Origin of the sequence: Idiomarina sp. MD25a, assembly GCF_001870515.1 — a bacterium.
Lineage (GTDB): Bacteria > Pseudomonadota > Gammaproteobacteria > Enterobacterales > Alteromonadaceae > Idiomarina.
Genome location: NZ_MDGT01000005.1, coordinates 1 through 23,993 on the forward strand (window position 1 = coordinate 1; position 23,993 = coordinate 23,993).

Below are 23,993 nucleotides of genomic sequence, written 5' to 3' on the forward strand. Positions count from 1 at the left end.
ACTTTTGCAAGTGCCCACACAGTTTGCTTGGCTTGATAATTTGTTAAAGAGCGTTGCTTCGTTCCCGAAGCAGGGATGCGTATTCTACATCCCTTTGCCAGCGCGTCAAGTACTTTTTTCAACTCGTTTTGCTGACCGTCATCACATCTGCTTTCGCGTCTTTCTCTGTGACAACGGCGGCGAATTATAGAGATCCTATTCGCACTTGCAAGCACTTTTTTTAAATTAATTTCTAACCGGTTAGTTATTAACCATCCTGATTGTTCTTTGAGCTTTTTTCCTGTTTTTCCTCTTTGAACTCAGCGTCGTCGTCGTCATTATCGCCCACCACGTGTTCAAGCTTCAGCTTGTTTACACTACGAATAGTCAATATAGGTCCCGACAAAGCATATAAGAAGAAGATACCGAACAGTACTAACGACGGCTGAGTCGCAACCACGACGAACGCCAATACAATAACTAAAATGACAACGAACGAAACTTTACCTTTCCAATCGACATCCTTGAACGAGTGATAACGGAAGTTAGTTACCATTAGCAAGCCAGCTGCTATCGTGACAATGGCAGCGAACCCACCTAAGTCATCGCCCGAAATACCATACTCCGTACCAACCCAAACTAGCCCTGCGACTACAGAAGCGGCACTCGGAATTGCCAACCCCTGAAAGTAGCGTTTATCAGCCGTACCAATGTTAGTATTAAAACGCGCCAATCGTAACGCGCCACAAGCAACAAATATAAACGCCGCAAGCCAACCTAATTTACCTAAATCGGCTAACGCATAGTTATACATAACTAACGCGGGTGCCATACCAAAAGATACAATATCGGCCATACTATCGTATTCAGCACCGAAGTCGCTTTCAGTTTGAGTCATCCGCGCAACCCGACCATCAAGCCCATCAAAAATCATTGCAATAAAGATAGCCACGGCCGCTTCGATATAACGCTCATTCATCGATGCGATGATCGCATAGAAACCTGAGAACAACCCTGCAGTAGTAAATAGATTCGGTAACAAATAAATACCACGTCGTTTTTGTGAGCTCTGGCTTTCTACCTTACCCGACTCGTTAGCCATGTTTACTATTCCTCTTAGGTACTAAAAAATTAACTCTTATTTGAGTTTAGCACAGCGCAATCAAGGGTTGAAAACGCTTTAAAATACTATTAATCAAAAAAGGAGGGGAACTTGCCCCTCCTTCTTCACTACACTACTGATACCTCAGCGCGCGATTAATCAATAACGATTCGGTTATCCGCCACATCAACGTGGATCGCGTCACCCGCTTTAAAATCCCCAGCCAATATCCGCTGCGCTAACGGGTTTTCCAGCTCGTGTTGGATAGCACGCTTCAAAGGTCGTGCGCCAAATACCGGATCAAAGCCCGCGGCGGCAATAAAGTCGAGCGCCTCTTCCGTCAACTCAATCGTCAAATCGCGTTCATCCAAGCGCGCATATAATCGTTTCAGTTGCGCTTCTGCAATTGAGCGGATTTCCTCTCGTCCCAATGGATGGAACACAACCGTTTCATCAACTCGGTTGATGAACTCAGGACGGAAGTGGCGGCTCAACACATCCATCACCATCGCCTTCATTTCGTCATAGGTATTATCGGCAGCGTGCTCTTGAATAAGATCAGACCCGAGATTCGAGGTCATAATAATCACCGTATTCTTAAAGTCTACGGTACGACCTTGACCATCAGTCAATCGGCCATCATCGAGCACCTGCAATAAAATATTGAAAACATCAGGATGCGCTTTTTCAACCTCATCCAATAAAATAACCGAGTAAGGTTTACGACGGACAGCCTCAGTAAGATAGCCGCCTTCTTCATAACCCACATAACCAGGAGGGGCGCCAACTAACCTCGCTACCGAATGCTTTTCCATAAACTCCGACATGTCGATACGTACCATCGCGTCGTCAGTATCAAACATGAAGTTTGCTAAGGCTTTAGATAGCTCAGTTTTACCCACACCCGTTGGTCCAAGGAACAAGAACGAACCGATAGGACGGTTGGGGTCACCTAAGCCCGCTCGCGACCGGCGAATAGCATTAGCAACAGCATCAACGGCCTCGTTTTGACCAACCACACGCTTGTGCAAGAGCGTCTCCATCTGCACTAACTTTTCACGCTCTCCTTCCAACATCTTACTGACAGGAATGCCGGTCCAGCGCGATAGTACATCTGCAATTTCTTCATCAGTTACGCGATTTTTTAACAAGCTCATATCTTGCATCTCAGCTTGCAGAGCCAAATCTAACTGACGCTCTAGTTCTGGAATGCGACCATATTGCAACTCAGACATGCGGTTTAGGTCACCCGCGCGGCGCGCTATATCCATTTCCGTCCGCGCCTGATCAAGCTGTGCTTTGATATGTTGCGTGCCCTGTACAGCTGCTTTCTCAGAATTCCACACCTCTTCAAGCTCGCCATACTTTTTCTCAAGCTCTGCGAGCTCATCATGCAAATGATCGAGTCGTTTTTTACTCGCATCATCCTTTTCTTTCTGCAACGCTTGGCGCTCCAGCTTTAATTGGATAATGCGACGCTCCAACCGATCCAAGTCTTCTGGCTTGGAATCAATTTGCATGCGAATACTCGACGCTGCCTCATCAATAAGATCGATGGCTTTGTCAGGTAACTTTCGATCACTGATATATCGGTGTGATAAAGATGCAGCCGCCACGATGGCCGGATCGGTAATCTCGACCGAGTGGTGAATTTCATACCGCTCTTTCAACCCACGTAGAATCGCAATGGTGTCTTCAACAGTGGGCTCATCAACGAGTACCTTCTGGAAACGACGCTCAAGCGCTGCATCCTTCTCGATGTATTGACGATACTCATCTAACGTTGTCGCGCCCACGCAGTGAAGTTCACCGCGAGCCAGAGCGGGCTTCAGCATATTGCCGGCATCCATTGCGCCATCTGCTTTACCTGCACCAACCATAGTGTGAAGTTCATCAATGAATAAAATGACCCGACCTTCTTCCTTGGACAGCTCGTTTAGTACCGCTTTGAGTCGTTCTTCAAACTCGCCGCGGAATTTTGCTCCCGCAAGCAATGCACCTAAATCGAGCGATAGTACGCGTTTATTCTTCAGTCCCTCGGGTACTTCGGCATTGATAATGCGCTGTGCTAATCCCTCAACGATAGCTGTTTTACCCACACCGGGTTCACCAATCAAAACGGGGTTATTTTTTGTGCGGCGTTGCAACACTTGAATAGTGCGACGAATTTCTTCATCGCGACCAATGACGGGATCTAATTTCCCTTGTGCTGCACGCTCAGTGAGATCAATCGTGTACTTATCAAGCGCCTGACGCTTTTCCTCAGCATTAGGGTCATCAACGTTCTGACCATCACGAATGTCATTAATTGCCTTTTCCAGCGCATCCTTTTTGATACCTAGCTTTTTAAACAACTCGCCAAGCGGGCCTTTGTCCTCGGTCGCGGCTAACAAAAATAGCTCTGAAGAAATATAAGCATCTTTGCGTTGCTGTGCATATTTGTCACACAGATTAAGTAATTTAGCAGTTGCTTGTGATAATTGAACCTCACCCTCAGCTCCTTGAACTTCAGGTAGCTTGTCAAGCAACTTACCAAGCTCCGAACGGAACTGGCTGATATTGGCGCCGATAATAGTGAATAGAGGACGCACGGACCCACCCTCTTGGTCCATAAGTGCCTGCATTAAATGGGCGGGTTCAATAAATTGATGGTCACGACCTAAAGCTAAAGACTGTGCATCAGCAATGGCCATTTGAAATTTGGTAGTGAATTTATCGTGTCTCATACTTACTTCCTGAGTTAACTTTCTCTTAAAGCAAATATGGGTACTTTTTCGACACTTTCAAGTGATACAGATCAAGTTCGCCAGATTAAAGAGGCCATTCGGGCAGGCTCTTGCGCTCGTCGCCAAGAATACCAAGTAGCGGCGTCATTAAAACTACACCAACCACTTAAAGTGACATCTTGAACGCCAACCTTGTGCAGACGTTGCTTGGCGATTCCAGGTAAGTCCGCAAGCCATTTACCTTGTCCATCGTCGACAAAATATTCTGCGAGACTGGACTCTCCGTTTAGCAATGCCGTGCGCACCTCATTGCCCACTTGAAACGCAGATTGACTGATAGCAGGCCCCACCCATACGCTAACACTTGCAGGGTTCACGGCCATTGCGCTCAAGGTGTTCTCTACAACCCCCTGAGCTAACCCGCGCCAACCGGCATGCACTGCAGCAATTTTTTTGCCGTCACTTGTGCACATTAATAAGGGAAGGCAGTCTGCGGTTAGTACTGCGCAAACACTTGCTTCCGCCGACCACACCGCATCACAGGGTTGCATGAGTTCATTAAGCTGAGACACATTTGTCGTGTGCTGTTGTTGAAGCCAGCGCACGTAGTAGGGCAAGTTGAGTTGTCGACGAAGTTGCTCACGACGCCGCATTACGGCAGCGGGATCATCCCCCACATGCGCGGCGAGGTTACCCATAGCCCGCGTGGTAACCGCCGCTGAAACACCTGAGGGTAAATCCCAATCAGGGGTGAGAATGCGCTTCAAGGTCATCTTTCATACTTTGAATGAGAGCGACGAAGTCATCGGGACGCGGTGCTTCAAAACTCATCCAATCACCTGTTATTGGGTGATGCAGTGATAGCTTTGCGGCATGCAAAGCCTGTCGATTGAATCCACGTAGCGAGGCTAAAAATTCGTCACTCGCTTGCTTGGGTGGGCGCGGGCGTCCACCATAAGTCAAATCCCCCACCAAAGGGTGACGAATATGCGACATATGGACGCGGATCTGATGTGTTCTACCACTTTCTAATCGTAAACGCAGTAATGTATGAGCACGAAAGCGTTCCATAACCCGATAATGAGTAACGGCGGGCTTACCCGAACTAACAACAGCCATGTGAGTTCGTTTTGTCGGATGGCGACCGATGGGTTCGTCAACCATACCGCCCGCTGTCATCACACCATTACACACGGCTTCGTATTCACGAGTAATCTCACGTTTCTGCATCATATCGACCAGCTGGGTTTGTGCTGGAATGTTACGAGCAACCACCATCAAACCTGTGGTGTCCTTATCCAACCTATGAATAATGCCTGCTCGAGGAACATGGTCAATATCAGGGTCGTAGTGCAACAAACCATTGAGCAGAGTGCCATCAGGTGCGCCCGCCCCTGGATGAACCACCAAACCTGCCGGCTTGTTGATAATTAAAATGTCATCATCTTCATAAACGATATCGAGCTCTATAGGCTGCGCTTGATAACGCTCCTCGCGCTCAAGTTCAGCGTCGATAGCAACCAACGCCCCAAGCTCGAGTTTTTCACGCGGCTTTTCAATGACCTGTGCATCGACAGAGACTTTGCCCTCTGTAATCCACTTTTTCATGCGTGAACGTGAATAATCTGGGAACAACTCAGCCAATATCTGGTCTAAACGCTTCCCCGCGAGGGATTCAGGCACGATGGCCTCTAGTTGAATAGTTTCATTCATAAATTTTTTTCGACTGTCAAAGAGTATTGTGCTGGGTTAGAATGCGGATTATGTATTAATTATGATAGTGTAACTTGTTACACTGAACTTTGCACAGGCAAAACACCGCTTATCTAAGTGACTGACTCTAAAAAACCTGAGGTGTTATGAAACGTCGTATCCTAATTTTAACTGCCGCAGTCGGATTAAGTCTGGCAGGATGCTCGTCAACTGATGAGGAGCAAAGCGAGCTCAAGTACACGCAAGTCGAGCTGATGTACCAGTCAGCGCAAGAGCAAATGTCCTTAGGGAACTTTACCCAAGCGCAAGAAGAGCTCTCGCAAATTAATTCACGTTATCCGTTTGGTCCTTTTGCCCATCAGGTTCAACTCGACCTGATTTATCTTAATTACAAACTCGATAATACTGACAAGGCACTAGCAGCCATTGACCGCTTCATCAGTTTGAACCCAAATCATAAAGATGTGGATTATGCGCTGTATATGCGTGGGTTAACGAATCAACGTGCTGAATACAATGCGATTCACGAGTTTGCCGGTGTTGATCGCTCAGACCGCGATTCAACGATGGCGAAAGAAGCATTCAAAGACTTTGCCGAACTGTTGCGTAAGTATCCAGATAGTAAATACGCGGCTGATGCGAAAAAACGCATGGTATCTATCAAGAGTCGTTTAGCGAAAAAAGAGCTCGCAGTGGCTGAATACTACATGAAGCGCCAAGCATACCTTGCTGCCGCAAACCGCGGACGTTACGTCGTAGAAAACTTTGAAAATACACCTGAAGTAGAAAATGCATTAGCGATTATGGTCGAGTGCTATGATCAGCTTGAATTAGAAGAGCTTAAGCAAGATGCACTTATGGTCCTCAGAAGTAACTTTCCTAACAATGAGCTTGTCAGTAATTAAAAAATTACGAGCAGGTTAAACAGCCTGCTCGTTTTCTTCTCCAGTACGAATACGGATGACCCGCTCGATATCCGAGATAAAGATCTTCCCATCACCGATCTTACCTGTTTGTGCCGTTTCCATAATGGCCTCGATACACCGCTCAACTTCGGTATCAGCAACGACAACTTCCAGTTTTACTTTAGGTAGGAAGTCCACCATGTACTCAGCACCACGATAAAGCTCCGTATGCCCCTTCTGACGTCCGAAACCCTTTACTTCGGATACCGTCATACCTGCAATTCCAACTTCAGATAATGCTTCTCGCACGTCATCAAGTTTAAATGGTTTTATAATTGCTTCGACCTTTTTCATGGTCACTCCAATTTAGTTTTGGCGTTCTAATTCGTAGCGATAATGACTGGTTATTGGATACCGTCTATCACGCCCAAAATTACGCGCTGTGATTTTTGGCCCTACAGCCGCTTGGCGACGCTTATATTCATTGATATCAACGAGCTTGAGGGCTCTACGCACATCACTTTCCTCGAATCCCGCGGCAATAATATCAGTGGGCGACCAGTCCTGTTCTACGTACAGCGAAAGGATGCGGTCAAGATCACTATAATCGGGCAATGAGTCGCTGTCGACCTGATCTGGAGCTAGCTCCGCAGAGGGTGGGCGCTCAATAACACGCTCAGGAATGCAGGCAGAACGCGTATTTCGGTGCGCAGCAAGTTGATAAACTAAGGTTTTTGGTACATCTTTGATCGGTGCAAAACCACCACACATGTCGCCATACAGTGTTGCATAACCTACAGCTACCTCGCTCTTATTACCTGTCGTCAACACTAACGCACCGGTTTTGTTCGATAACGCCATCAACAGTACACCGCGGCATCGCGACTGCAGGTTTTCTTCGGTGGTATCTGTCGCCATACCATCAAAAAATGGATTCAATTGTCCCATAAATGCATCAAACATAGGCTCAATAGGTACCACATCGTATTTAACACCCAGTGTTTTAGCCTGTTGCTCGGCATCTTCTAAACTCATATTAGAAGTGTATTTAAATGGCATCATTACAGCCTGCACACGGTCAGCACCTAAAGCATCTGCCGCAATCGCAAGCGTTAACGCTGAATCGATTCCACCCGATAAGCCCAACAACACCTTTTTAAAGCCATTTTTATTAACGTAGTCGCGCACCGACAACACTAATGCGTCATATACGTGTGCCAAACGGAGTTCACTATCCTCACCTGCGTGAGGAGGGAAGGCGTCACAACTGAGCGTATCTTTATTCAATTTTAGCGTCGCCAACGTGGTCTCACAGTGAGGCAGCTCAGCTACTAGCTCGCCTTCCTTATCCATCACCATGGAGTGGCCGTCAAAGATCAGCTCGTCTTGACCACCACAGTTATTTAAATACGCAATCGGAAAGCCGTGTTCGGCGACACGTTGCCTTAACACCGATAGCCGCTGGTCATGTTTATCTATTTCATAGGGGGACGCGTTTACCGATAGGACCAAGTCCAGTTGGTCGCCTGCCAAACGACTTAACGGTTGGGGGTGCCATAAATCTTCACAGATCATCAGTCCAATGCGATAGCCTTGCCATTCAAAGACTTGGCCTTCATCTCCCGGAACAAAGTAACGCTGTTCATCGAAAACTCCGGTATTCGGTAGCCGCTGCTTTTTGTAGCGCAACAAGCATTCGCCACGGTGCAACACCGAGACGACATTAAACAGCTGCTCGCCGACCTTACTTGGATGACCAACAATCACAACACAATCTGATGCCGCAGCGCTAATCTGCTCAACCGCGTTATCAACAGCCTCCTGATGATCCGCTCGAAGCAGCAAGTCTTCCGGTGGATAGCCTGTAATAGCCAGCTCAGGAAACACGATGACATCGTGCTTATGGCTTTGCTCAGCAACGGTTTTAAGTATCAGACTGGTGTTGCTATGAAGCGCACCGACAGTAAAATCTAATTGTGCCATGCACAATGACAGCTCAGACATAGTGTTTGATCCAGCTTACAGTACCAAAAATACAGGGGGCGAATAGTATAGCAGCGGCGGTTTTTTGGCAAATACCCGCCCGATCAGTGACGTAAATCCTCGGGAATCGGCCCATCGGTATTCGGCTTCTTCGGCCGCTTCGCTTGACCTTGTTTGAACATCTTAAGCTGATAAACGTATGCCAATACTTGCGCAACAGCAACAAACAAACCGCGTGGAATTTCTGCTTCAAGTTCAGTGGTATGATAAATCGAGCGCGCGAGCGCAGGTGAAGCGACGAGGGGCACATCATATTCCAACGCAATTTCGCGTATTTTAGCCGCCGTTTCATCGGTACCCTTAGCGAGAAGAATAGGTGCTTGGCTGCCATTTTCTTCGTACTTAATCGCTACGGCAAAATGCGTTGGGTTGGTAACAACAACATCGGCTTTAGGTACTTCCTGCATCATCCTGCGATTTGCCATTTCCATTTGTAGGCGACGAATTCGACCCTTAACCTCCGGACTTCCTTCCGAATCCTTATGCTCGTCTTTTACTTCTTGTTTGGTCATGCGTAGATCTTTGTTGTGTTTCCACAACTGAAATGGAGCATCAATCACTACGATCAGAAACATTGAGCAGCAAATTAATAAAAACATCCACATCAAGATATCAAGGGCGTTCTCTATCATGTTGGGCATTTGTCCCATGGATATTTGTAGGATATTTTCAAATTGCCAACTCAGTAGCAAAAAGGCACTCACCGCGACAACCGCAAATTTCGCAATGCCCTTTACCAGTTCAATGAGTGCTTGGGTACCGAACATCCGCTTAAAGCCGTTCAATGGATTCATCCGCGAGAACTTGGGCGCCATCGCTTTCCAGGAGAAGTTGATACCACCTAACCAACTATTACCTAGAAAGGTGAAAACCGTAATAAATGCGAAGATAATGATTACAGGCCAGATTATATGCTCAAAACCTATTGCGAGGGCTTTATAGATTTGTGTAGTGTCAAATGCTTGTCGTCTTTCTAGCGTAAACATATCTCTGAACAGACTGCGCGCGCCCGAATACAACGACTCGCCAAACCAAAAGAACGCAACCGCCGCGCTTACCAGTACAAATGCGGTCCCCATCTCTTTTGACCGGGCAACCTGCCCCTTCTCGCGGGCCTCTCGTTTTCGTTTTTCGGTGGGTTCTTCTGTGCGTTCTTGATCTGTCTCAGCCATACATTACCTCAGCACTGACTACCAATCACGTTGCACATAACACCAATGGCTTCCTGCCACTGATTCTCGAAATGAAAAATGAAGCCGCCCATCGTCAACCACAATACAATCAAACCACTCACCATCGTGATAGGAAAGCCGATAGCGAAAATATTCAGTTGGGGCGCAGCCCGCGTCATGATACCAAACGATAAGTTAATAAGAAGCAGTGCAATGATGCCGGATAACATCGCTGTCAATGCCGCAGAGAACATAGCACTGCCCCAGTCAGCAATCATTCTGAAAGCATCGGCATCCAAGCCTGTCATCGCCACAGGCACAGAGTCAAAGCTAGCGACAACCATTTGGATCATCAACAAATGCCCATCTAAGGCTAGAAAGATCAAACTCGCTAACATTAAAAAAAACTGTGCGATCACGGGGACCTGCTGGCCGTTGGTCGGATCCACCATGGAAGCGAAACCCAAGCCAATCTGCATCGCAATAATTTGCCCACCCAGCACGAATGTTTGCAAAAATAATAATGATAACAACCCCAGTGCTACGCCAATCACGATTTGTTGTGCGGTGACCACCATACCACCCACCGAAAACATCTCGACGCCGGGGTTTACTTCAGGTAACGCAGGGGAAATGGCGAATACAATAGCGATCGACAGTAATACCTTAATGCGGGCATTCACCAATGTACCCGAGAATAAAGCCATGCTCATGATCATTGATGAAACCCGCGTGAGCGGCCACAAGTGTTGTTGCAACCACTCCATCAACACCTGAGTCACGAGGTCCATCTTAGCCAACCACTTGCGGTATACGGTTATACATTTCGATGGTGAAATCCATCAGCAAACCTACGATAAAATGCCCCCCTAGGCCAATAACCGCTAACGTCACCAAGAGTCGCGGCAAAAAGCTTAAGGTTTGTTCATTGATAGATGTCGCCGCTTGAAACACCGCAACGAGTAAACCCACCAGCAAACTCGGCACGATAATAAAAGCCACGATAATAACAATGACCTTCAGTGCCTCTTGAAACACATCGAGAAATACTTCAGGGGACATTTTGCCTCCTAGACACCAAAACTGCCCGCAAGCGTGCTCATAGTTAAGTTCCAACCGTCGACTAAAACAAACAACATTAATTTGAACGGCAGTGATACAATCATAGGTGACAACATCATCATACCCATCGCCATCAATACACTCGCGACCACCAAGTCAATAATCAAAAACGGAATGAAGAGCATGAAGCCAATTTGGAACGCGGTTTTGAGTTCCGACGTAATAAACGAAGGAATCAATATCGACATAGGCGTATCTTGTGGACTTTGAATATCTGTTTCACCGGCGATATCAGCAAAAGTTTGAATATCGGTGACCCGTGTTTGTGCCAACATAAACGCTTTCAGCGGTGCTGTCGCACGGTCTACCGCTTCCATCGATGTCACTTCTTCATTTAGATAAGGTTGCAGAGCTTTATCGTTGATCTCATTAAGCACTGGGCTCATGATAAAAAAAGTGAGGAATAGCGTGATACCAATGAGCACCTGGTTTGACGGTGATTGTTGCAGGCCAATCGCTTGTCGTAATATCGCGAGTACCACAATAATGCGAGTGAACGATGTCATCATGATAACCATCGCCGGAATAAACGTCAGCGCCGTCATGATGGCTAGAATTTGCAGCGTAACCGAATATTCTTCGCTGCCATCGGGGTTGGTTTTTACGGTAACCGCCGAGATATCTTGCATCGCGTGAGCGACATCGGGAATCGCCAGCGCAAGCAAGGCTAAACACCCCAAGAGAAGCTTTATTTTCATTGTTTTTCTTCTCCCAATACAAAGTCATCGGGGAGTTCTTTTAAACACTCTACCCGCTCAGGTGTGATACCCAATAGAAACTTTTTATCGCCAATTTGCACCACACTAATGCGCTCTTTAGGGCCTAAAGAAAGAGTCCCCATGAGCTTCATTCCTTTAGTGCCCTGAAACTTTACGTTAAAGCGCTTTAATACAGCCGCGAGTCCAATTATGACAACGATGACTGCAATCAACGCAACCAACATGGAGGCAATATCTTTACCTCCTATCGGTGAGGTTGCTTGCTCTACTTGGGCAACAGCAGGGCTGCCCCAAAGACTAGCGAAGCTTACGAATGCGCTCGATTTGACTGATAACATCGGTGAGTCGAATCCCAAATTTATCGTTAACCACAACAACCTCGCCATGAGCGATCAAGGTTCCATTGACCAATACATCCAGCGGCTCACCTGCCACACGTTCAAGCTCTACCACCGAACCTTGGTTCAACTGCAGTAAATTACGGATACTAATTTGGCTTCGTCCTACTTCCATCGAAATAGTGACAGGTATATCCAAAATCGCATCTAACTTGCGCTTATCATCGTCGTCTAAATTTTCAGCGCTCAACTCTTCAAGTTCAGCAGTGCGAACAGCTTCTTCATCGGCGTTCGTATTCTCCTCACCTTCACCGTCTTCAGAGGCTGCTTGTTCAGCCATTGCCGCTTCCCAATCATCCATTTCGTTGTCTTTATTACTCATTGCTATTCCTCAACTCAGTCAAATACTGAATGCTATAAATCGATATCTTCTTCAAGCTGACGCAACTCGGCGTCACCGCCTATTCGGCGTCCACCGCGAGTCAACATATGGATGTCAGACTTAACAGTCTCTGGGCGCCTAATTTTGTCTGATATTTTCAGCGCAATATTGTCGCGCGACCGACCCATTTTAGCGTGGAAGGTTGGCAAGTCCTCGATAAATACCGTTAAGTTATCAGGTACTTCAAGCGGGATAATGTCGCCCTCGGCGAAGTCCATCACTTCTCGCAGTGTTACATCAACATCCGCCAGTTTAGCCACCATTTCTACCGGAACATCCATGATCTCATCACGCAGCGCCTTGCTCCAGCGCATGTCGGTATCTTCTTTATCCGACTGAACGCCGGCATCCAGTAACTCACGAATAGGCTCGAGCATGGAATACGGTAAAGCAATGTGGAAATCACCGCCGCCGCCATCCAGCTCAATGTGGAATGAACTAATAACAATCACTTCGGTAGGAGAAACGATGTTGGCCATTGCTGGGTTGACTTCCGAGTCTAAGTACTCGAAACCGACGTCCATAACGGGCGCCCACGCTTCTTTATAATCTTCAAAAATGAGTTTCAACAACATTTGAATAATGCGTCGTTCAGTCGGGGTAAACTCGCGACCCTCAATTTTTGCGTGATACCGACCATCGCCGCCAAAAAAGTTATCTACCAAAATGAAAACTAAACGCGCTTCCATGGTGATCAACGCGGTACCTTTAAGGGGGCGAAAACGCACCATGTTCAAGCTGGTAGGCACAAACAAGGTATGCACGTATTCACCAAACTTAAGCATTTGCACGCCATTTATCGAGACTTCAGCGGTGCGCCGCATCATATTAAATAGACTCACACGCATGTGTCTGGCAAATCGTTCGTTGACGATTTCCAGTGTTGGCATGCGACCACGAACAATTCGATCTTGCGATGAAAAGTCATAATCTAATGCTTCTGATGCGGCGTTCGAGGATTCAGCATCTTCCTCTTCGACATCATCAACTCCATGCAGGAGCGCATCAATCTCGTCTTGTGATAGTAAATCGCTCAAAACACTGCTCGCTCTTTTATTGCATAACCAGACCGGTGAATAACACTTTCTCGACCAAGCCTTGTCCTGTGACACTTTCAAGCGCTGAACGCACTTGTTGTAAGGCAAGCTCGCGAATACGCTGCTTACCCTCAGCTGTTCTCAACTCATCGGCGGTAGAAGAACTGAAAACTTCGTGCAAGGTTCCTTCAATAAGCGGAATGTGCCGCTTAGTCAGCTCCTCACTTTGTTCGCCGCGAACCATTAACTGCACACTAATCTGTACCGTGCGTTCGCGCGCATCGCCGGGCACGATAAAGACAAAGGGACGTGGCATACCGACATAAAGCGCGTTGCCGACTTGTGCTGTCTCTTCAGCGCTTTGCGATGCCGGCGCTTCGGCCGAACTCGCTTGTGGCGTAGTTGCAGGCTCTTCACCGCCCATCATCAACCAAACGACGATAACGACGATAATCACAAGCACCGCGCCAGCGCCACCCATAATGAGCCATTTTTTTTTGCCAGAAGCGGTTTGCTCCTGATCTTCTACTTGATTATCTTCTTCCGCCATGAGGCCACCTTGAATGAGCCATTAATCAATAACGAGCACTATATATCGAAATAGGGCAAGGTTTCATCCCTTACACATAGAAATCGAGTCGACCTTGCGCAAGAAAATCGTCGACGGAGGCCTCCATTTGCGTTACTGATTCATCACCTGTACCGCTTCCTCCCTGACCTGTTCGACTACCAGCGCCTTCACCACGTTCGCCTTGTTGCTCGCTGACACTACTCTCAGCCAGGTTCAAACCTTGTTGCTCAAGCATTTCACGGAGCCGAGGCATGGTTTGATCGATCGCATCACGTGCTTGGGTAGACTGTACTTGAAACTGCACTGTGGTCTGATCGCCTTGGGTATGAATTCTCACATGCATCGACCCCAGCTCGGGCGGGTCAAGGCGAATATCGGCGCGCTGAATATTCTTCGACACCATCATTTGAATTCGCTCTTGCATCTTTTGAGCCGCGTCTTGCTGCTGCAGATCGAGCGGTTTATCGACTGCACTTTGTGCTTGCGCTACTGACATCCCATCAACTTTGGTGAGTGTCTGCTGAGTTTGTGTTACCGCACTCACATGGTTTGAAGGTTGCTGTGTTTGCTGCGTAGAAGCAATGTTATCCGTGGCATTAGACGATTGGCCTAACGTTGCGGTGACATTACTCTCGTTAGCTCGCGTACCGCTAGTTCCGTTGTCCGTAGTGGCTTTTAGCTCTTCCTTTACCATCCTAGCAATCGTACTTTGGTCAGCAGACGGTTTGGTATCTTCATTCTTACCCTGCTGCGGCTTACTCGTATCGACACCGCTCACACTTGAGCTTGGCGCTCCGGCAGTTGACGACTTCGCGTCACCACTACTACCTTCGCTTACCGCTTTTTGAGCTTGAAATGTAGGCGCAGCGAGCGCTACAAGGCTGACTTTATTGTCAGTGTGTCGTAGATTCGATTGATACTTTTCAACCCAGGCAACCATCGCCTGACGTTGAGTTGCGTCAAACTGTTTATTATCCGTTAATAATGCTTTTACCTGAGCCATTCCCTCATCGAGCGAGGCTTCAGGGTGAGCCTGGCGAAACTGGTTAAGTTGTTCACGCAGCCACTCACGCTGCTGGGCATCTAACTCAGGCAAATCGAGTTCGCTGACTGAGCCAGGATCTTTTTGCTGGTTCACCAATACCTGCTCTACCTCAGTCCACTGCTCAGCAATTTGCGGTTTAACGACTTCATTTTCAAAGCTGTTGAGCTTTGCCAATAAGTCTTCACTCGCTTGATCAAGCTGTGAAATAGGAACACTACCCCGTTGCTCAGCATCGGCAATCAATTGCCGCATTGAACCGACTTGCTCAACCAAGCTATCCAATGCCTGTTGTTGCTCGAGCGTTAACTCGCTGTCAGCCGATTGATTTTGCGCTAATTCAGCATCGAGCTCTTCCAACCATTGCGCCATTTCATCGAGCATCGCTTTATGTTCTTCATCAAGCTCGACACTGCCTTCGGCTTTGGCGCCAACCGCCTCATCACTCATCAGCAATTCGCGCATGCCCTCAATCGAGTCTATCCACTGACGGGTCTCAGATGCTTTTTTAGGCTTGTCGGCAAGTTGCTCACTGAGTTTTGATTGAGGTAACTCATTACTTTGCTCGGGACGGTCAAATCGTTTCTGCGCGCCATCTACCGAGATCGATTGACGGGCAAACAGTTGCCGCTGGGACTGATCCTGTTGCGGCGTATGCATTAACTCTGCAAACTCACGACCATTCGTTTCGACCATTTCAACGTCGCTAAAACTACCTGCGGTGTCATTCTTTACTGGCGAGCCTTGTGCATTTGCGGCTACTTGCATGATGTTGGGCATAGTGTGTCACCTATTCGGCAGAGCATAGTTATTTGACGCTTCTGCTGCTTTGATTCGATTAAACTAATCAAAGCAATATTTATACCAACCTTGAACGTTTTCCTCGTATAAAGCGCTGAGTCGAAAAGTCATCCAAATTCTTTTGCTCTTTTCGAGCACGAGTGCGCTCGGCTGCACGCCTTTTATTTTCGATCAATATTTCGATCGACTCAGCTTTACGGCGTTGTGCCAGCCATTGCTGTTTGCGTTGCTCTACTACTTGGTTTAGCTGCTGAATCACTTGATGCAGCTGTTCAACCCCTTCATCGAGCTTGCCGACAAAGGCATGATACTGACCAAACTGAATCGACTGAATTCCACCCGAGCCTCGGGCATGCAATTGGTTGAGGTAATCTAAACGATATTGCACTAAGCCATCGAGCCGTTGTTGTTCACTAAGTAACTGTTGCTTAGCTTGACCAAAATGCTGCGCTAACTTATCGGTGCGCTGTTGCTCTAGTTCCAATAGCATCTCTAATTGAGTAAGCTCGGCCATTGCGTGAACTCCTAGCGGTTAATAAACGCGCGTTGGGTGAGTTGTTGCAACTTCACTAAGCTTTCATCGTAGCTAATGACCTCATTCATTCTTTGTATCAAAAAGTTCTCTACCTGCGGCTGCATCGCAATAGCTTCATCTATTTTGGCGTCAGAGCCTTTGTTATAGGCACCTATCGATATCAAGTCACGATTTTTACGATAGGATGAATACCATTGTCGGACCTTCGTTGCTCGCTGTAGATGTTCCTCCGAGACCACTTGTGGCATAACACGGCTAATCGAAGCTTCAATATCAATAGCGGGATAATGCCCAGAGTCCGCTAATTCGCGATTGAGAACAATATGACCATCAAGGATTGCACGTGCCGAGTCAGCGATGGGATCCTGCAAGTCGTCGCCTTCCGTCAATACAGTATAAAATGCAGTAATAGAACCTTGCGTACCACCGCCATTGCCGGCACGCTCAACAAGTGCAGGTAAACGAGCAAATACCGAGGGGGGATAACCTTTTGTGGCGGGCGGCTCGCCCACTGCCAGCGCGATTTCGCGTTGTGCCATTGCATAGCGAGTCAGAGAATCCATCAACAACAATACGTTAAGACCTTGATCGCGAAAGTACTCAGCAACTTTAGCTGCCGTCTCACAACCGCGTAAGCGTAATAAGGGCGACTGATCAGCAGGAGATGCAACTACCACCGCCTTCTCTAAGCCTTCTTCACCCAGAATCTCATCAATAAATTCTTTAACCTCACGACCCCGTTCACCGATGAGTCCGACCACAATGACATCGGCGTTGGTTCCTTTGGTCATCATACCTAATAACACACTTTTACCGACGCCACTACCAGCAAATAATCCCATACGTTGGCCCTGACCCACCGTAATACAGGCGTTAATTGCATTAACACCCACATCCAGAGGTGACTTAACTGGGCGGCGATTCAATGGGTTTATTGGTAAGCTACGATAGGCTTTTTGATTATCGGTCAATACAGGTCCTTTCCCATCAAGCGGATGGCCGCGCGCATCAATAACCCGTCCGAGTAGCTCCAGTCCAAGGGGTAATTGTTCTGTACGCGTCAAGGGTTTGACTTTCGCCCCGGGTACAACGCCATGAGCGTCATCCATCGGTATCAGGTAACTTGTTTGTCCTTCAAAGCCAACCACCTCTGCCTCTATCTCGCCATGCGCTGACTCAACGGCACAGGTCGCACCAATCGGGGCACGCACGCCGACCGCTTCAAACATCAAGCCGACCACGCGCGTTAAATAGCCAGATACCAATACAGGGGCAGGTCTGACACGTTTATTCAAGGTGGTGAAGTAGTCCGTCAGCACATCGCTCATGACGATCCCTGCAACTTCTCAAAAATCAGATCAATACGGCTCGATAACGAGTAGTCAACGCTCGAACTCTCGGTCGTTACACGACACCCGCCGCGTTCGAGCAGTTCATCTTTACTCAACAGCCAACCTTTTTCTTTTAAATGCTCTTCACCCAGACTGACTTGAATAAGCTCAAGATCTTCAGGGTTTAAGTGGATAATGACGCGCTGATCAGTGACAGGTAGCACCTCTAACGCTTGTTGAAATGCCTTCTTAATAATGTTTTCGTTATGCAAGGGCTCATCTAAACACACCGTTCGCGTCAAATTTAACACGAGCTCAAGCAATTGCTGACGCAACGTTTCCGTCAATTGTTGGGTCGGTTGCGCTAAGCCATTAATCACGTGCACTAAACGCTGCTCAGCTTCAGCCATTTTTGCTTTGCCATCGGCCAAACCTTGTTCAAAACCAGACTGAAAGCCTTTCTCACGACCTTGTTCTAAACCCGCGTGTTCGCCTTGCTCGACACCTTCTTGATAGCCCTGTTCAAAACCGGCTTTGAAACCTTCTTCTCGCGCAGCTTCACGTATCTCCTCTAACTGCTGTGCTGTCAGTGGCTCAGGCGCTTGCTCTTCAGCCTCTTCTTCAGGTGGCTCATAATGCCACTTTCTTGGCTTATTTAGCGCATTACGTTGCTCACCTGTTTTCGCTTCATCCGTAGTGATATCAGGTAAATCCCAAGTTTTCATAGAATGCCGCTCGCTCATGACTGCAGGTTCCTATCCATCTCGTTATAAGAACTCGTCGCCACCACCGCCGCCGAGCATAATCTCACCAGCGTCCGCTAAGCGACGTGCTACGGCAAGGATATCTTTCTGTGCTGCTTCTACATCGCTAATACGAACAGGTCCCATCGCTTCGAGATCATCACGCAGCATATCGCCCGCACGTTTCGACATATTCTTAAATACTTTCTCTTTAACCGTATCGTCAGCGCCTTTAAGTGCTTTCTGCAAGGTGTCACCTTCAACTTCACGCAACAAGGTCTGGATACCACGATCGTCGACATCGACCAAGTTTTCGAACACAAACATCAGGTCCTGAATCTGCTGACTCATCTCTTCGTCTTGTTCTCGGATGGCGTCCATCAACTGTCCTTCGATATTGGTATCGAGGTAGTTCATGATATCGGCTGCGGCCTTTAGGCCACCCATCTTCGCAGCCTGTGCACCCGCCTGACCGGCAAACTGTTTCTCCATGATTTCGTTCAATTCTTGCAATGCTGCTGGTTGCACTTCTTCCAGGTTGGCAATCCGCATCATTAAATCTAATCGCACTTTCTCTGGGAACTGCGCCATAATCTCGGCACTCTGCTCAGCATCCAAGTATGACAAAACAATGGTCTGTATCTGCGGGTGCTCGTTACGAATGATGGTCGCAACCTGTTTCGAGTCCATCCACTTAAGTGAATCCAATCCTTTCGCGCCACCCCCCATGACGATCTGCTCAATCAGATTGCCCGCTTTATCTTCACCTAAAGCTGATGTCAGAGCTTTGCGAACAAACTCTTCGCTCTTGAAGCCAATATTGGTGAATTTCTGGATCTCTTCTAAGAACAGATTGTGAACTGCATTTACTTTGTCTTGGTTAAAATCTTCAAGACTCGCCATCGCCGTACCGACTTTCTGTACTTGCTTGGGCTCTAAGTGTTTGAGTATCTGAGCGGCGTCTTCTTCAGAGAGGCTCAGCAGTAAAATAGCAGCCTTTTCAACGCCCTCGAGTTGCGTTACGTCAAAATCTTGTTCACTGCGCTTGGTGCGAATATCTGTATTAGGCATCTTCGTTTAACCACGCTTTAACCACTTGAGAAGATAGCTCAGGCTCATTAGCAACCAATGCACGAACAGCCTTCAGCAAATCTTCATCTTTATGTAAGTCCGGAAGTTGCAAACTTCCATCGGGTCCGAATCCGACCGAACTCTCATCAAACTGAGATGATAGTAAGTCAATGGTCTCGTCACCCATCATCTCGTCATCTTCAAGCATTGAGTGCGCATCATCTTCCAGTTCTTGAGTCGGATTAATCAGTTTCTTCAGCATTGGCCGTACCACAGCCAGTATCAGCACCAAAATAACCAATCCACCCATCACTAAGCGTGCGGCACGCCAGAACCAAGGCTGATCCCAAATCGCGGTCTCTCCCGCACCTAAATCAGGTAGTTGAGCAAATGGTACAGAAACTACCTCAATCGTATCACCTCGGCTAAGGTCAAAGCCAATACCACCTTGTAAAAGGCGACGAATATTTGCTAATTGTTCAGGTGATGCAGGCGTCGAGACTTGCTCACCCTCTGCATTAGTGGTGGTCGGCTGATTCACGGCGACGGAAACGCTCAGCCGTTCAATTGTGCCTGTTTGGCTACGAGTATAACTGACCGTATTGTCGAGCTCGTAATTACGCGTTGCCTCACGGTGCATCGAGCCACTCGCATCGCGTTGATTGGCACCGCCGCCGGCTTCTTCAGGAATATCCGACTCTAGTGGCGGTTGATTACTGAGTGCCCCAGGGATGCCACCTATCGCTGAGCCTGCACTGCGATTCTCAACGGTCATTTCGCTACGAATCGCAGGCATGTCGGGGTTGTACAAGCGCTGTGTCTTTTCTGACTGGGTAAAGTCCATGGTGACATCAACTTGTGCTGTGTAATTATCGTAGCCTAAGACAGGTATCAAAATACTATCGATTTTATTGAGGTATTCTTCCTCACGTTTGCGCTCAAGCTGATACTCACGACTATTTGTCGCCGCCAACGCGCTTTGCGATCCTGAGTTCAACAAACGTCCATTTTGATCGGTGACCGTAACCTGAGAGGTTTCTAAGCTGGTCACTGATGAAGCGACCATATCAACGATTGAGGCGATTTCTTCCTCACTCAGCGACTGGTTGCCCTTAACATTAAGCATGACCGATGCTTTGGGTTGCTTTTCTCGGCGTGCGAATACGTTTTCTTTTGGTACAGCAAGTAATACACGAGCAGCCGAAACCGCACGCATTTCTTCTATTGCACGAGCCAACTGTATTTCACGAGAGTGAATCAAACGTTCACGTTCTAAGCGTTGACTGACACCAAAGCCTGGTTCACTCATCAATATATCGGAACCGTTGTTCTCCGACTGGCCATAATCAACCCCGGCCCGGGTTAGCTGTAATTTGATCGCGTCGTATCGCTCTTCGGGCACCGACACAACATTGCCATCGACTTTATATTCAATATTGTTGGCATCTAGGTAATCAAGCGTTCCTACGAGCTGTTCGGTTTCCATCTTAGCTAAAGGACGGAAAGTCGATTCTTGGGCCCAGAGCATGATAAAGATTGCGATAGCGACACAAATCGCAAGCGCCAAAATTACGACGACCTGGCGCAGCATGTCGAAATTAGCCAGCTTCTCAACAATCGTTTGCTTATCGCCAGCCTGATCGCTTGTCTCTGCCGAGTTGCCACCCGCGCCTTCAGTTACCATTAAATCTGTTGATTCAGCCACAGCTCATTCTCCAACTAATACGGTTATACCGGCATTGACATGATTTCTTTGTACGCTTCTACCATTTTGTTGCGTACCTGCACCGTCGCCTCAAAAGCAATACTGGCTTTTTGACTTGCGATCATGGTCTGCTCAAGCGTGACGTTAGGGTCACCAAGCTCCATTCGGGTTTTTAAATCACCTGAGGTTTGCTGTAGCTCATTAACATTGTCTACAGCCATTTTAAGTAGATTGGAAAAATCAGCGTTTGCCGAGTTCTCGACCTTTAACGCATTGTTGTTTTGCGCTTGGTCCAGGTTGGCAGATTGCGTTGTGAGTTCGCGCCATTGTTGATAGGCCGCGTTGGCATCTACTTTCATCTTTTTCTCCGTCAAAAAACTTACGGCGTAACGTGTTACTTAGGATGATGCAAGTAGAGTGCCAACTTTGGATTGGCGCAGAATTGATTATAGACTCAGTCCGTTATCTCGTATTTTTGCAAGTTTATAACGCAGCGTACGAGGCGAGATGCCAAGTTCTTCCGCCACAGGTTTACGTTTACCATCATGGCGCTCGAGTGACTGCTTAATAATACGATACTCCTGCATAAACAGCGACTCACCTAAATCCTCGCTCTGCTCCATATTATCGGGTACTACATGCTCTTTTGGCTGAGAAGCAATGAGCTCAGCATTTTGAGACACTTGTTCTGGTAGCACCTGAGAGCCAGGGACCACGTCCAGCATCAGATCGGCCGGATGGATTTCACCGTTTTGATGAAGTACCAGTGCACGTTGAATGACATTTTCTAGTTCACGGATATTTCCTGGCCAACTATGAATGCATAATTGTTGACGTGCCCCGTCCGACAAACTCACCGGTTCTCTAATCCCCAACCGCTGTCGGTGTCGCGCAATCAGTGACTCGGCGATAGGCTCGATATCATCGGGTCGCTCAGCTAGGGGCAGCCACTTCAATGGAAACACATTCAACCGATACATTAAGTCCTCACGAAAGGTCCCTTCCGCTACGGCTACTTGAATATCTCGGTTGGACGTGGCAATAATTCTCACATCCAATCGAACCGCTTTGCGCGCGCCTAGCCGCTCAACTTGGCGCTCCTGAATCACTCGCAACAGCTTAGCTTGCAATGCGATATCCATTTCTGTCACTTCATCAAGCAACAGCGTACCGCCTTGCGCAAGCTCAAACTTACCGGGCGATGATTGAGTCGCCCCAGTAAAAGCCCCTTTCTCATAGCCAAATAACAACGACTCAAGCATAGTCTCTGGAATAGCGGCACAGTTAACTGCTATAAAGGGACGCTGATCGCGACCCGACTGCTGATGAATGTAACGCGCAAGCACTTCTTTACCCGTACCACTTGGTCCAGTAATAAGTACCGTCGCATTGGTACGTGCGACTTTTTTGGCTAACTCAAGTAAGGCTAAACTTGATTTATCTCGTGCGACCACACCATGACTAGCAGCTTCTTCGATAGGTGCATAACGTTGAACCAGTTGCGTCAATTCATCTATCGAAAATGGCTTACTTAAATAGTCGATAGCACCTTCGCGCATCGCCACAACCGCATCATCCACTTTCGCATACGCGGTCATCATCACCACCGGTACATCAATCTGTAGATGTTTAATATTTCTAAGCAGTTGAAGCCCATTCATACCTGGCATCTGCACGTCACTTACAACCAAGTCAACGCTATTTTTTTTAAGCTTTAATAGTGCCGATTCACCATTATCTGCATGCAGACACTGATAATTTGCGAGTTCGAGGGTATCGGTGATGGCCTCTCTCAAAGCCGCGTCATCCTCAACCACTAGAATGGTTGGACTATCCATAACGCACCTCCAAGTTGGATTGCTGAATGGTTGGAAACATAATCATGAATTCGCTACCTTGACCTTTTTCAGAGTGCCACTCGATTTTCCCACCGTGTGCTTTCGCAACCGTATCGACGACTGCGAGCCCTAATCCAGTGCCGTGAGGCTTATTGGTCGCAAAGGGGGTAAAAAGCCTTGCTTTCATTGCGTCATCAATTCCCTCGCCACAGTCGCGTACGCAGCAGCACCACAATCCCGCTTCGGTTTTTGTTTCAACCGTGACAGGCTGGTTCTGACGGCTGGCGTCAATGGCGTTAGTGATAAGGTTTTGAATGGCGCCAGCAACGGCTGTCTTATTGATTTTGAGTGTTTGAGGTGAAGCTTCATATTGCCATTGAATGACGATACCGCGTTGTTTGGCATAGGCCTCAACCGTTTGCTCAATATGCGTCATGAGCTGGTTTGAAGCGACATCGGCAAGGGTGCTCTTCTGCCCACTTTTGGCGAACAACAACATGTCGTTGACGTGATGCTCAAGATCATGCAGCCGAGTCTTTAATTTAGAACTAAATTTTACCCGCTGTTCTGCGTCTAGATGACTGGTGGACAAATGTTCAGCGTACAATAATGCTGTCGACAGCGGCGTACGAATTTGATGCGCCAATGAGGCGACCATACGACCCATCGATGAAAGTCGTTGTAAATGAGCAAGTTGCGCTTGCAAGTCACGTGTTTCAGTCAGATCAGTCAATACAACTAACTGACCCGGTTGGTCGGGAAGGCTCGATATATCAACTCGCACCCTGCGACCGTTGTGAAGCGATACTTCGTGCCAATCGTCCGCGCGTGGCGTGAAGGTGCGCGCGACACAATCGCGCCAAAGCTCGCCACATAGATTGGCGCCCATCAATTGCACACTGTTCGGGTTGCAATATTCAACAACACCATCGCCATTCACCAGAATGACCGCATTAGGCATTGCATCAATAAGTGCATGATTAGATTGCATAGATTAGCGCATCCTAAAAAAAGTCCTACGCTAATAATGCAAAAGGTGTGCCTAAATTTTTCTATTT

General features: G+C 47.6%; 25 protein-coding genes. 2 read left to right on the forward strand and 23 right to left on the reverse strand.

Going from position 1 to position 23,993, the window contains the following annotated elements; translation table 11 throughout:
- A partial coding sequence (locus BFR57_RS12885; protein WP_216096951.1) for a hypothetical protein occupies window positions 1-190 on the forward strand: 190 nt, incomplete at its 5' end.
- 57 nt (window positions 191-247) lie between these two features.
- On the opposite strand, the gene pssA is transcribed toward BFR57_RS12885, so the two are convergent.
- The 4 genes from pssA to rluD form a co-directional block, all read right to left on the reverse strand.
- Entirely contained in the window at window positions 248-1,081 is an 834-nt protein-coding gene (gene pssA / locus BFR57_RS10845) for a CDP-diacylglycerol--serine O-phosphatidyltransferase (protein WP_071464022.1), read from the reverse strand.
- Window positions 1,082-1,236: 155 nt separating this feature from the next.
- The gene (clpB, locus tag BFR57_RS10850; protein ID WP_071464023.1) at window positions 1,237-3,807 is read right to left on the reverse strand and encodes an ATP-dependent chaperone ClpB; all 2,571 of its coding nucleotides are present in this window, start codon (window positions 3,805-3,807) and stop codon (window positions 1,237-1,239) included.
- A gap of 71 nt (window positions 3,808-3,878) precedes the next feature.
- Entirely contained in the window at window positions 3,879-4,580 is a 702-nt protein-coding gene (gene pgeF / locus BFR57_RS10855; protein ID WP_071464024.1) for a peptidoglycan editing factor PgeF, read from the reverse strand.
- On the reverse strand, window positions 4,552-5,520 hold the full coding sequence (gene rluD, locus BFR57_RS10860) for a 23S rRNA pseudouridine(1911/1915/1917) synthase RluD (RefSeq protein ID WP_071464025.1): 969 nt from the start codon (window positions 5,518-5,520) through the stop codon (window positions 4,552-4,554). The genes pgeF and rluD overlap by 29 nt, the downstream gene beginning before the upstream one ends.
- Before the next feature lie 146 nt (window positions 5,521-5,666).
- On the opposite strand from rluD, the gene BFR57_RS10865 reads away from it, so the two are divergent.
- Window positions 5,667-6,425: an outer membrane protein assembly factor BamD gene (locus BFR57_RS10865; RefSeq protein ID WP_071464026.1), complete on the forward strand. Its 759-nt coding sequence runs from the start codon at window positions 5,667-5,669 to the stop codon at window positions 6,423-6,425.
- Between the two features lie 15 nt (window positions 6,426-6,440).
- Here the strand turns inward: BFR57_RS10865 and glnB are convergent, their stop codons facing one another.
- From glnB to BFR57_RS10960, 19 genes are all read right to left on the reverse strand, one after another.
- Entirely contained in the window at window positions 6,441-6,779 is a 339-nt protein-coding gene (gene glnB, locus BFR57_RS10870) for a nitrogen regulatory protein P-II (protein WP_071464027.1), read from the reverse strand.
- 12 nt (window positions 6,780-6,791) lie between these two features.
- Window positions 6,792-8,429 carry an NAD+ synthase gene (locus BFR57_RS10875; protein WP_071464028.1) on the reverse strand — a complete coding sequence of 546 codons (1,638 nt, stop codon included), beginning with the start codon at window positions 8,427-8,429 and terminating at the stop codon, window positions 6,792-6,794.
- A gap of 83 nt (window positions 8,430-8,512) precedes the next feature.
- Window positions 8,513-9,640, reverse strand: a complete 1,128-nt coding sequence (flhB, locus tag BFR57_RS10880; RefSeq protein WP_071464029.1) for a flagellar biosynthesis protein FlhB — start codon at window positions 9,638-9,640, stop codon at window positions 8,513-8,515.
- Window positions 9,641-9,648: 8 nt separating this feature from the next.
- The gene (fliR, locus tag BFR57_RS10885; protein ID WP_071464030.1) at window positions 9,649-10,431 is read right to left on the reverse strand and encodes a flagellar biosynthetic protein FliR; all 783 of its coding nucleotides are present in this window, start codon (window positions 10,429-10,431) and stop codon (window positions 9,649-9,651) included.
- A gap of 1 nt (window position 10,432) precedes the next feature.
- A complete protein-coding gene (gene fliQ / locus BFR57_RS10890) occupies window positions 10,433-10,702 on the reverse strand; it encodes a flagellar biosynthesis protein FliQ (RefSeq protein ID WP_071464031.1) in 270 nt (89 codons plus the stop codon).
- Between the two features lie 8 nt (window positions 10,703-10,710).
- Window positions 10,711-11,460, reverse strand: coding sequence for a flagellar type III secretion system pore protein FliP (fliP, locus tag BFR57_RS10895; RefSeq protein WP_071464032.1), 750 nt, complete (start codon window positions 11,458-11,460; stop codon window positions 10,711-10,713).
- Window positions 11,457-11,819 (reverse strand): flagellar biosynthetic protein FliO, encoded by a 363-nt coding sequence (gene fliO, locus BFR57_RS10900; RefSeq protein WP_071464033.1) that lies wholly within the window; start codon window positions 11,817-11,819, stop codon window positions 11,457-11,459. Before fliO ends, fliP begins: the two co-directional genes overlap by 4 nt.
- Entirely contained in the window at window positions 11,779-12,201 is a 423-nt protein-coding gene (fliN, locus tag BFR57_RS10905; RefSeq protein WP_071464034.1) for a flagellar motor switch protein FliN, read from the reverse strand. The genes fliO and fliN overlap by 41 nt, the downstream gene beginning before the upstream one ends.
- A 32-nt stretch (window positions 12,202-12,233) precedes the next feature.
- The gene (gene fliM / locus BFR57_RS10910; RefSeq protein WP_071464035.1) at window positions 12,234-13,298 is read right to left on the reverse strand and encodes a flagellar motor switch protein FliM; all 1,065 of its coding nucleotides are present in this window, start codon (window positions 13,296-13,298) and stop codon (window positions 12,234-12,236) included.
- A 16-nt stretch (window positions 13,299-13,314) separates the two neighbouring features.
- On the reverse strand, window positions 13,315-13,848 hold the full coding sequence (gene fliL, locus BFR57_RS10915) for a flagellar basal body-associated protein FliL (RefSeq protein ID WP_071464036.1): 534 nt from the start codon (window positions 13,846-13,848) through the stop codon (window positions 13,315-13,317).
- Window positions 13,849-13,918: 70 nt separating this feature from the next.
- Entirely contained in the window at window positions 13,919-15,691 is a 1,773-nt protein-coding gene (locus BFR57_RS10920) for a flagellar hook-length control protein FliK (RefSeq protein ID WP_071464037.1), read from the reverse strand.
- A 79-nt stretch (window positions 15,692-15,770) separates the two neighbouring features.
- The gene (gene fliJ / locus BFR57_RS10925) at window positions 15,771-16,226 is read right to left on the reverse strand and encodes a flagellar export protein FliJ (protein WP_071464038.1); all 456 of its coding nucleotides are present in this window, start codon (window positions 16,224-16,226) and stop codon (window positions 15,771-15,773) included.
- A gap of 11 nt (window positions 16,227-16,237) precedes the next feature.
- Complete coding sequence (fliI, locus tag BFR57_RS10930) at window positions 16,238-17,575, reverse strand: flagellar protein export ATPase FliI (protein ID WP_071464039.1); 1,338 nt, start codon at window positions 17,573-17,575, stop codon at window positions 16,238-16,240.
- On the reverse strand, window positions 17,572-18,321 hold the full coding sequence (gene fliH / locus BFR57_RS10935; RefSeq protein ID WP_071464040.1) for a flagellar assembly protein FliH: 750 nt from the start codon (window positions 18,319-18,321) through the stop codon (window positions 17,572-17,574). Before fliH ends, fliI begins: the two co-directional genes overlap by 4 nt.
- Window positions 18,322-18,345: 24 nt before the next feature.
- On the reverse strand, window positions 18,346-19,392 hold the full coding sequence (gene fliG / locus BFR57_RS10940; protein ID WP_071464041.1) for a flagellar motor switch protein FliG: 1,047 nt from the start codon (window positions 19,390-19,392) through the stop codon (window positions 18,346-18,348).
- Window positions 19,385-21,097, reverse strand: coding sequence for a flagellar basal-body MS-ring/collar protein FliF (gene fliF, locus BFR57_RS10945; RefSeq protein WP_071464042.1), 1,713 nt, complete (start codon window positions 21,095-21,097; stop codon window positions 19,385-19,387). Before fliF ends, fliG begins: the two co-directional genes overlap by 8 nt.
- A 23-nt stretch (window positions 21,098-21,120) precedes the next feature.
- Window positions 21,121-21,456, reverse strand: coding sequence for a flagellar hook-basal body complex protein FliE (gene fliE / locus BFR57_RS10950; RefSeq protein ID WP_071464043.1), 336 nt, complete (start codon window positions 21,454-21,456; stop codon window positions 21,121-21,123).
- Window positions 21,457-21,543: 87 nt separating this feature from the next.
- Window positions 21,544-22,935, reverse strand: a complete 1,392-nt coding sequence (locus BFR57_RS10955) for a sigma-54 dependent transcriptional regulator (RefSeq protein WP_071464044.1) — start codon at window positions 22,933-22,935, stop codon at window positions 21,544-21,546.
- On the reverse strand, window positions 22,928-23,926 hold the full coding sequence (locus BFR57_RS10960) for a PAS domain-containing sensor histidine kinase (RefSeq protein ID WP_071464045.1): 999 nt from the start codon (window positions 23,924-23,926) through the stop codon (window positions 22,928-22,930). The genes BFR57_RS10955 and BFR57_RS10960 overlap by 8 nt, the downstream gene beginning before the upstream one ends.
- Window positions 23,927-23,993: the final 67 nt, after the last annotated feature.

What these genes read in the sequence shown, in the direction of transcription:
- fliE (WP_071464043.1), bottom strand. Translation starts at nt 21,456, where the DNA reads ATGAAAGTAGATGCCAACGCGGCCTATCAACAATGGCGCGAACTCACA.
- BFR57_RS10865 (WP_071464026.1), top strand. Translation starts at nt 5,667, where the DNA reads ATGAAACGTCGTATCCTAATTTTAACTGCCGCAGTCGGATTAAGTCTG.
- pgeF (WP_071464024.1), bottom strand. Translation starts at nt 4,580, where the DNA reads ATGACCTTGAAGCGCATTCTCACCCCTGATTGGGATTTACCCTCAGGT.
- fliG (WP_071464041.1), bottom strand. Translation starts at nt 19,392, where the DNA reads ATGCCTAATACAGATATTCGCACCAAGCGCAGTGAACAAGATTTTGAC.
- fliL (WP_071464036.1), bottom strand. Translation starts at nt 13,848, where the DNA reads ATGGCGGAAGAAGATAATCAAGTAGAAGATCAGGAGCAAACCGCTTCT.
- BFR57_RS10920 (WP_071464037.1), bottom strand. Translation starts at nt 15,691, where the DNA reads ATGCCCAACATCATGCAAGTAGCCGCAAATGCACAAGGCTCGCCAGTA.
- flhB (WP_071464029.1), bottom strand. Translation starts at nt 9,640, where the DNA reads ATGGCTGAGACAGATCAAGAACGCACAGAAGAACCCACCGAAAAACGA.
- fliR (WP_071464030.1), bottom strand. Translation starts at nt 10,431, where the DNA reads ATGGACCTCGTGACTCAGGTGTTGATGGAGTGGTTGCAACAACACTTG.
- pssA (WP_071464022.1), bottom strand. Translation starts at nt 1,081, where the DNA reads ATGGCTAACGAGTCGGGTAAGGTAGAAAGCCAGAGCTCACAAAAACGA.
- glnB (WP_071464027.1), bottom strand. Translation starts at nt 6,779, where the DNA reads ATGAAAAAGGTCGAAGCAATTATAAAACCATTTAAACTTGATGACGTG.
- clpB (WP_071464023.1), bottom strand. Translation starts at nt 3,807, where the DNA reads ATGAGACACGATAAATTCACTACCAAATTTCAAATGGCCATTGCTGAT.
- fliJ (WP_071464038.1), bottom strand. Translation starts at nt 16,226, where the DNA reads ATGGCCGAGCTTACTCAATTAGAGATGCTATTGGAACTAGAGCAACAG.
- fliQ (WP_071464031.1), bottom strand. Translation starts at nt 10,702, where the DNA reads ATGTCCCCTGAAGTATTTCTCGATGTGTTTCAAGAGGCACTGAAGGTC.
- fliO (WP_071464033.1), bottom strand. Translation starts at nt 11,819, where the DNA reads ATGTTATCAGTCAAATCGAGCGCATTCGTAAGCTTCGCTAGTCTTTGG.
- BFR57_RS10960 (WP_071464045.1), bottom strand. Translation starts at nt 23,926, where the DNA reads ATGCAATCTAATCATGCACTTATTGATGCAATGCCTAATGCGGTCATT.
- fliH (WP_071464040.1), bottom strand. Translation starts at nt 18,321, where the DNA reads ATGAGCGAGCGGCATTCTATGAAAACTTGGGATTTACCTGATATCACT.
- fliI (WP_071464039.1), bottom strand. Translation starts at nt 17,575, where the DNA reads ATGAGCGATGTGCTGACGGACTACTTCACCACCTTGAATAAACGTGTC.
- rluD (WP_071464025.1), bottom strand. Translation starts at nt 5,520, where the DNA reads ATGAATGAAACTATTCAACTAGAGGCCATCGTGCCTGAATCCCTCGCG.
- BFR57_RS10955 (WP_071464044.1), bottom strand. Translation starts at nt 22,935, where the DNA reads ATGGATAGTCCAACCATTCTAGTGGTTGAGGATGACGCGGCTTTGAGA.
- BFR57_RS10875 (WP_071464028.1), bottom strand. Translation starts at nt 8,429, where the DNA reads ATGTCTGAGCTGTCATTGTGCATGGCACAATTAGATTTTACTGTCGGT.
- fliP (WP_071464032.1), bottom strand. Translation starts at nt 11,460, where the DNA reads ATGAAAATAAAGCTTCTCTTGGGGTGTTTAGCCTTGCTTGCGCTGGCG.
- fliN (WP_071464034.1), bottom strand. Translation starts at nt 12,201, where the DNA reads ATGAGTAATAAAGACAACGAAATGGATGATTGGGAAGCGGCAATGGCT.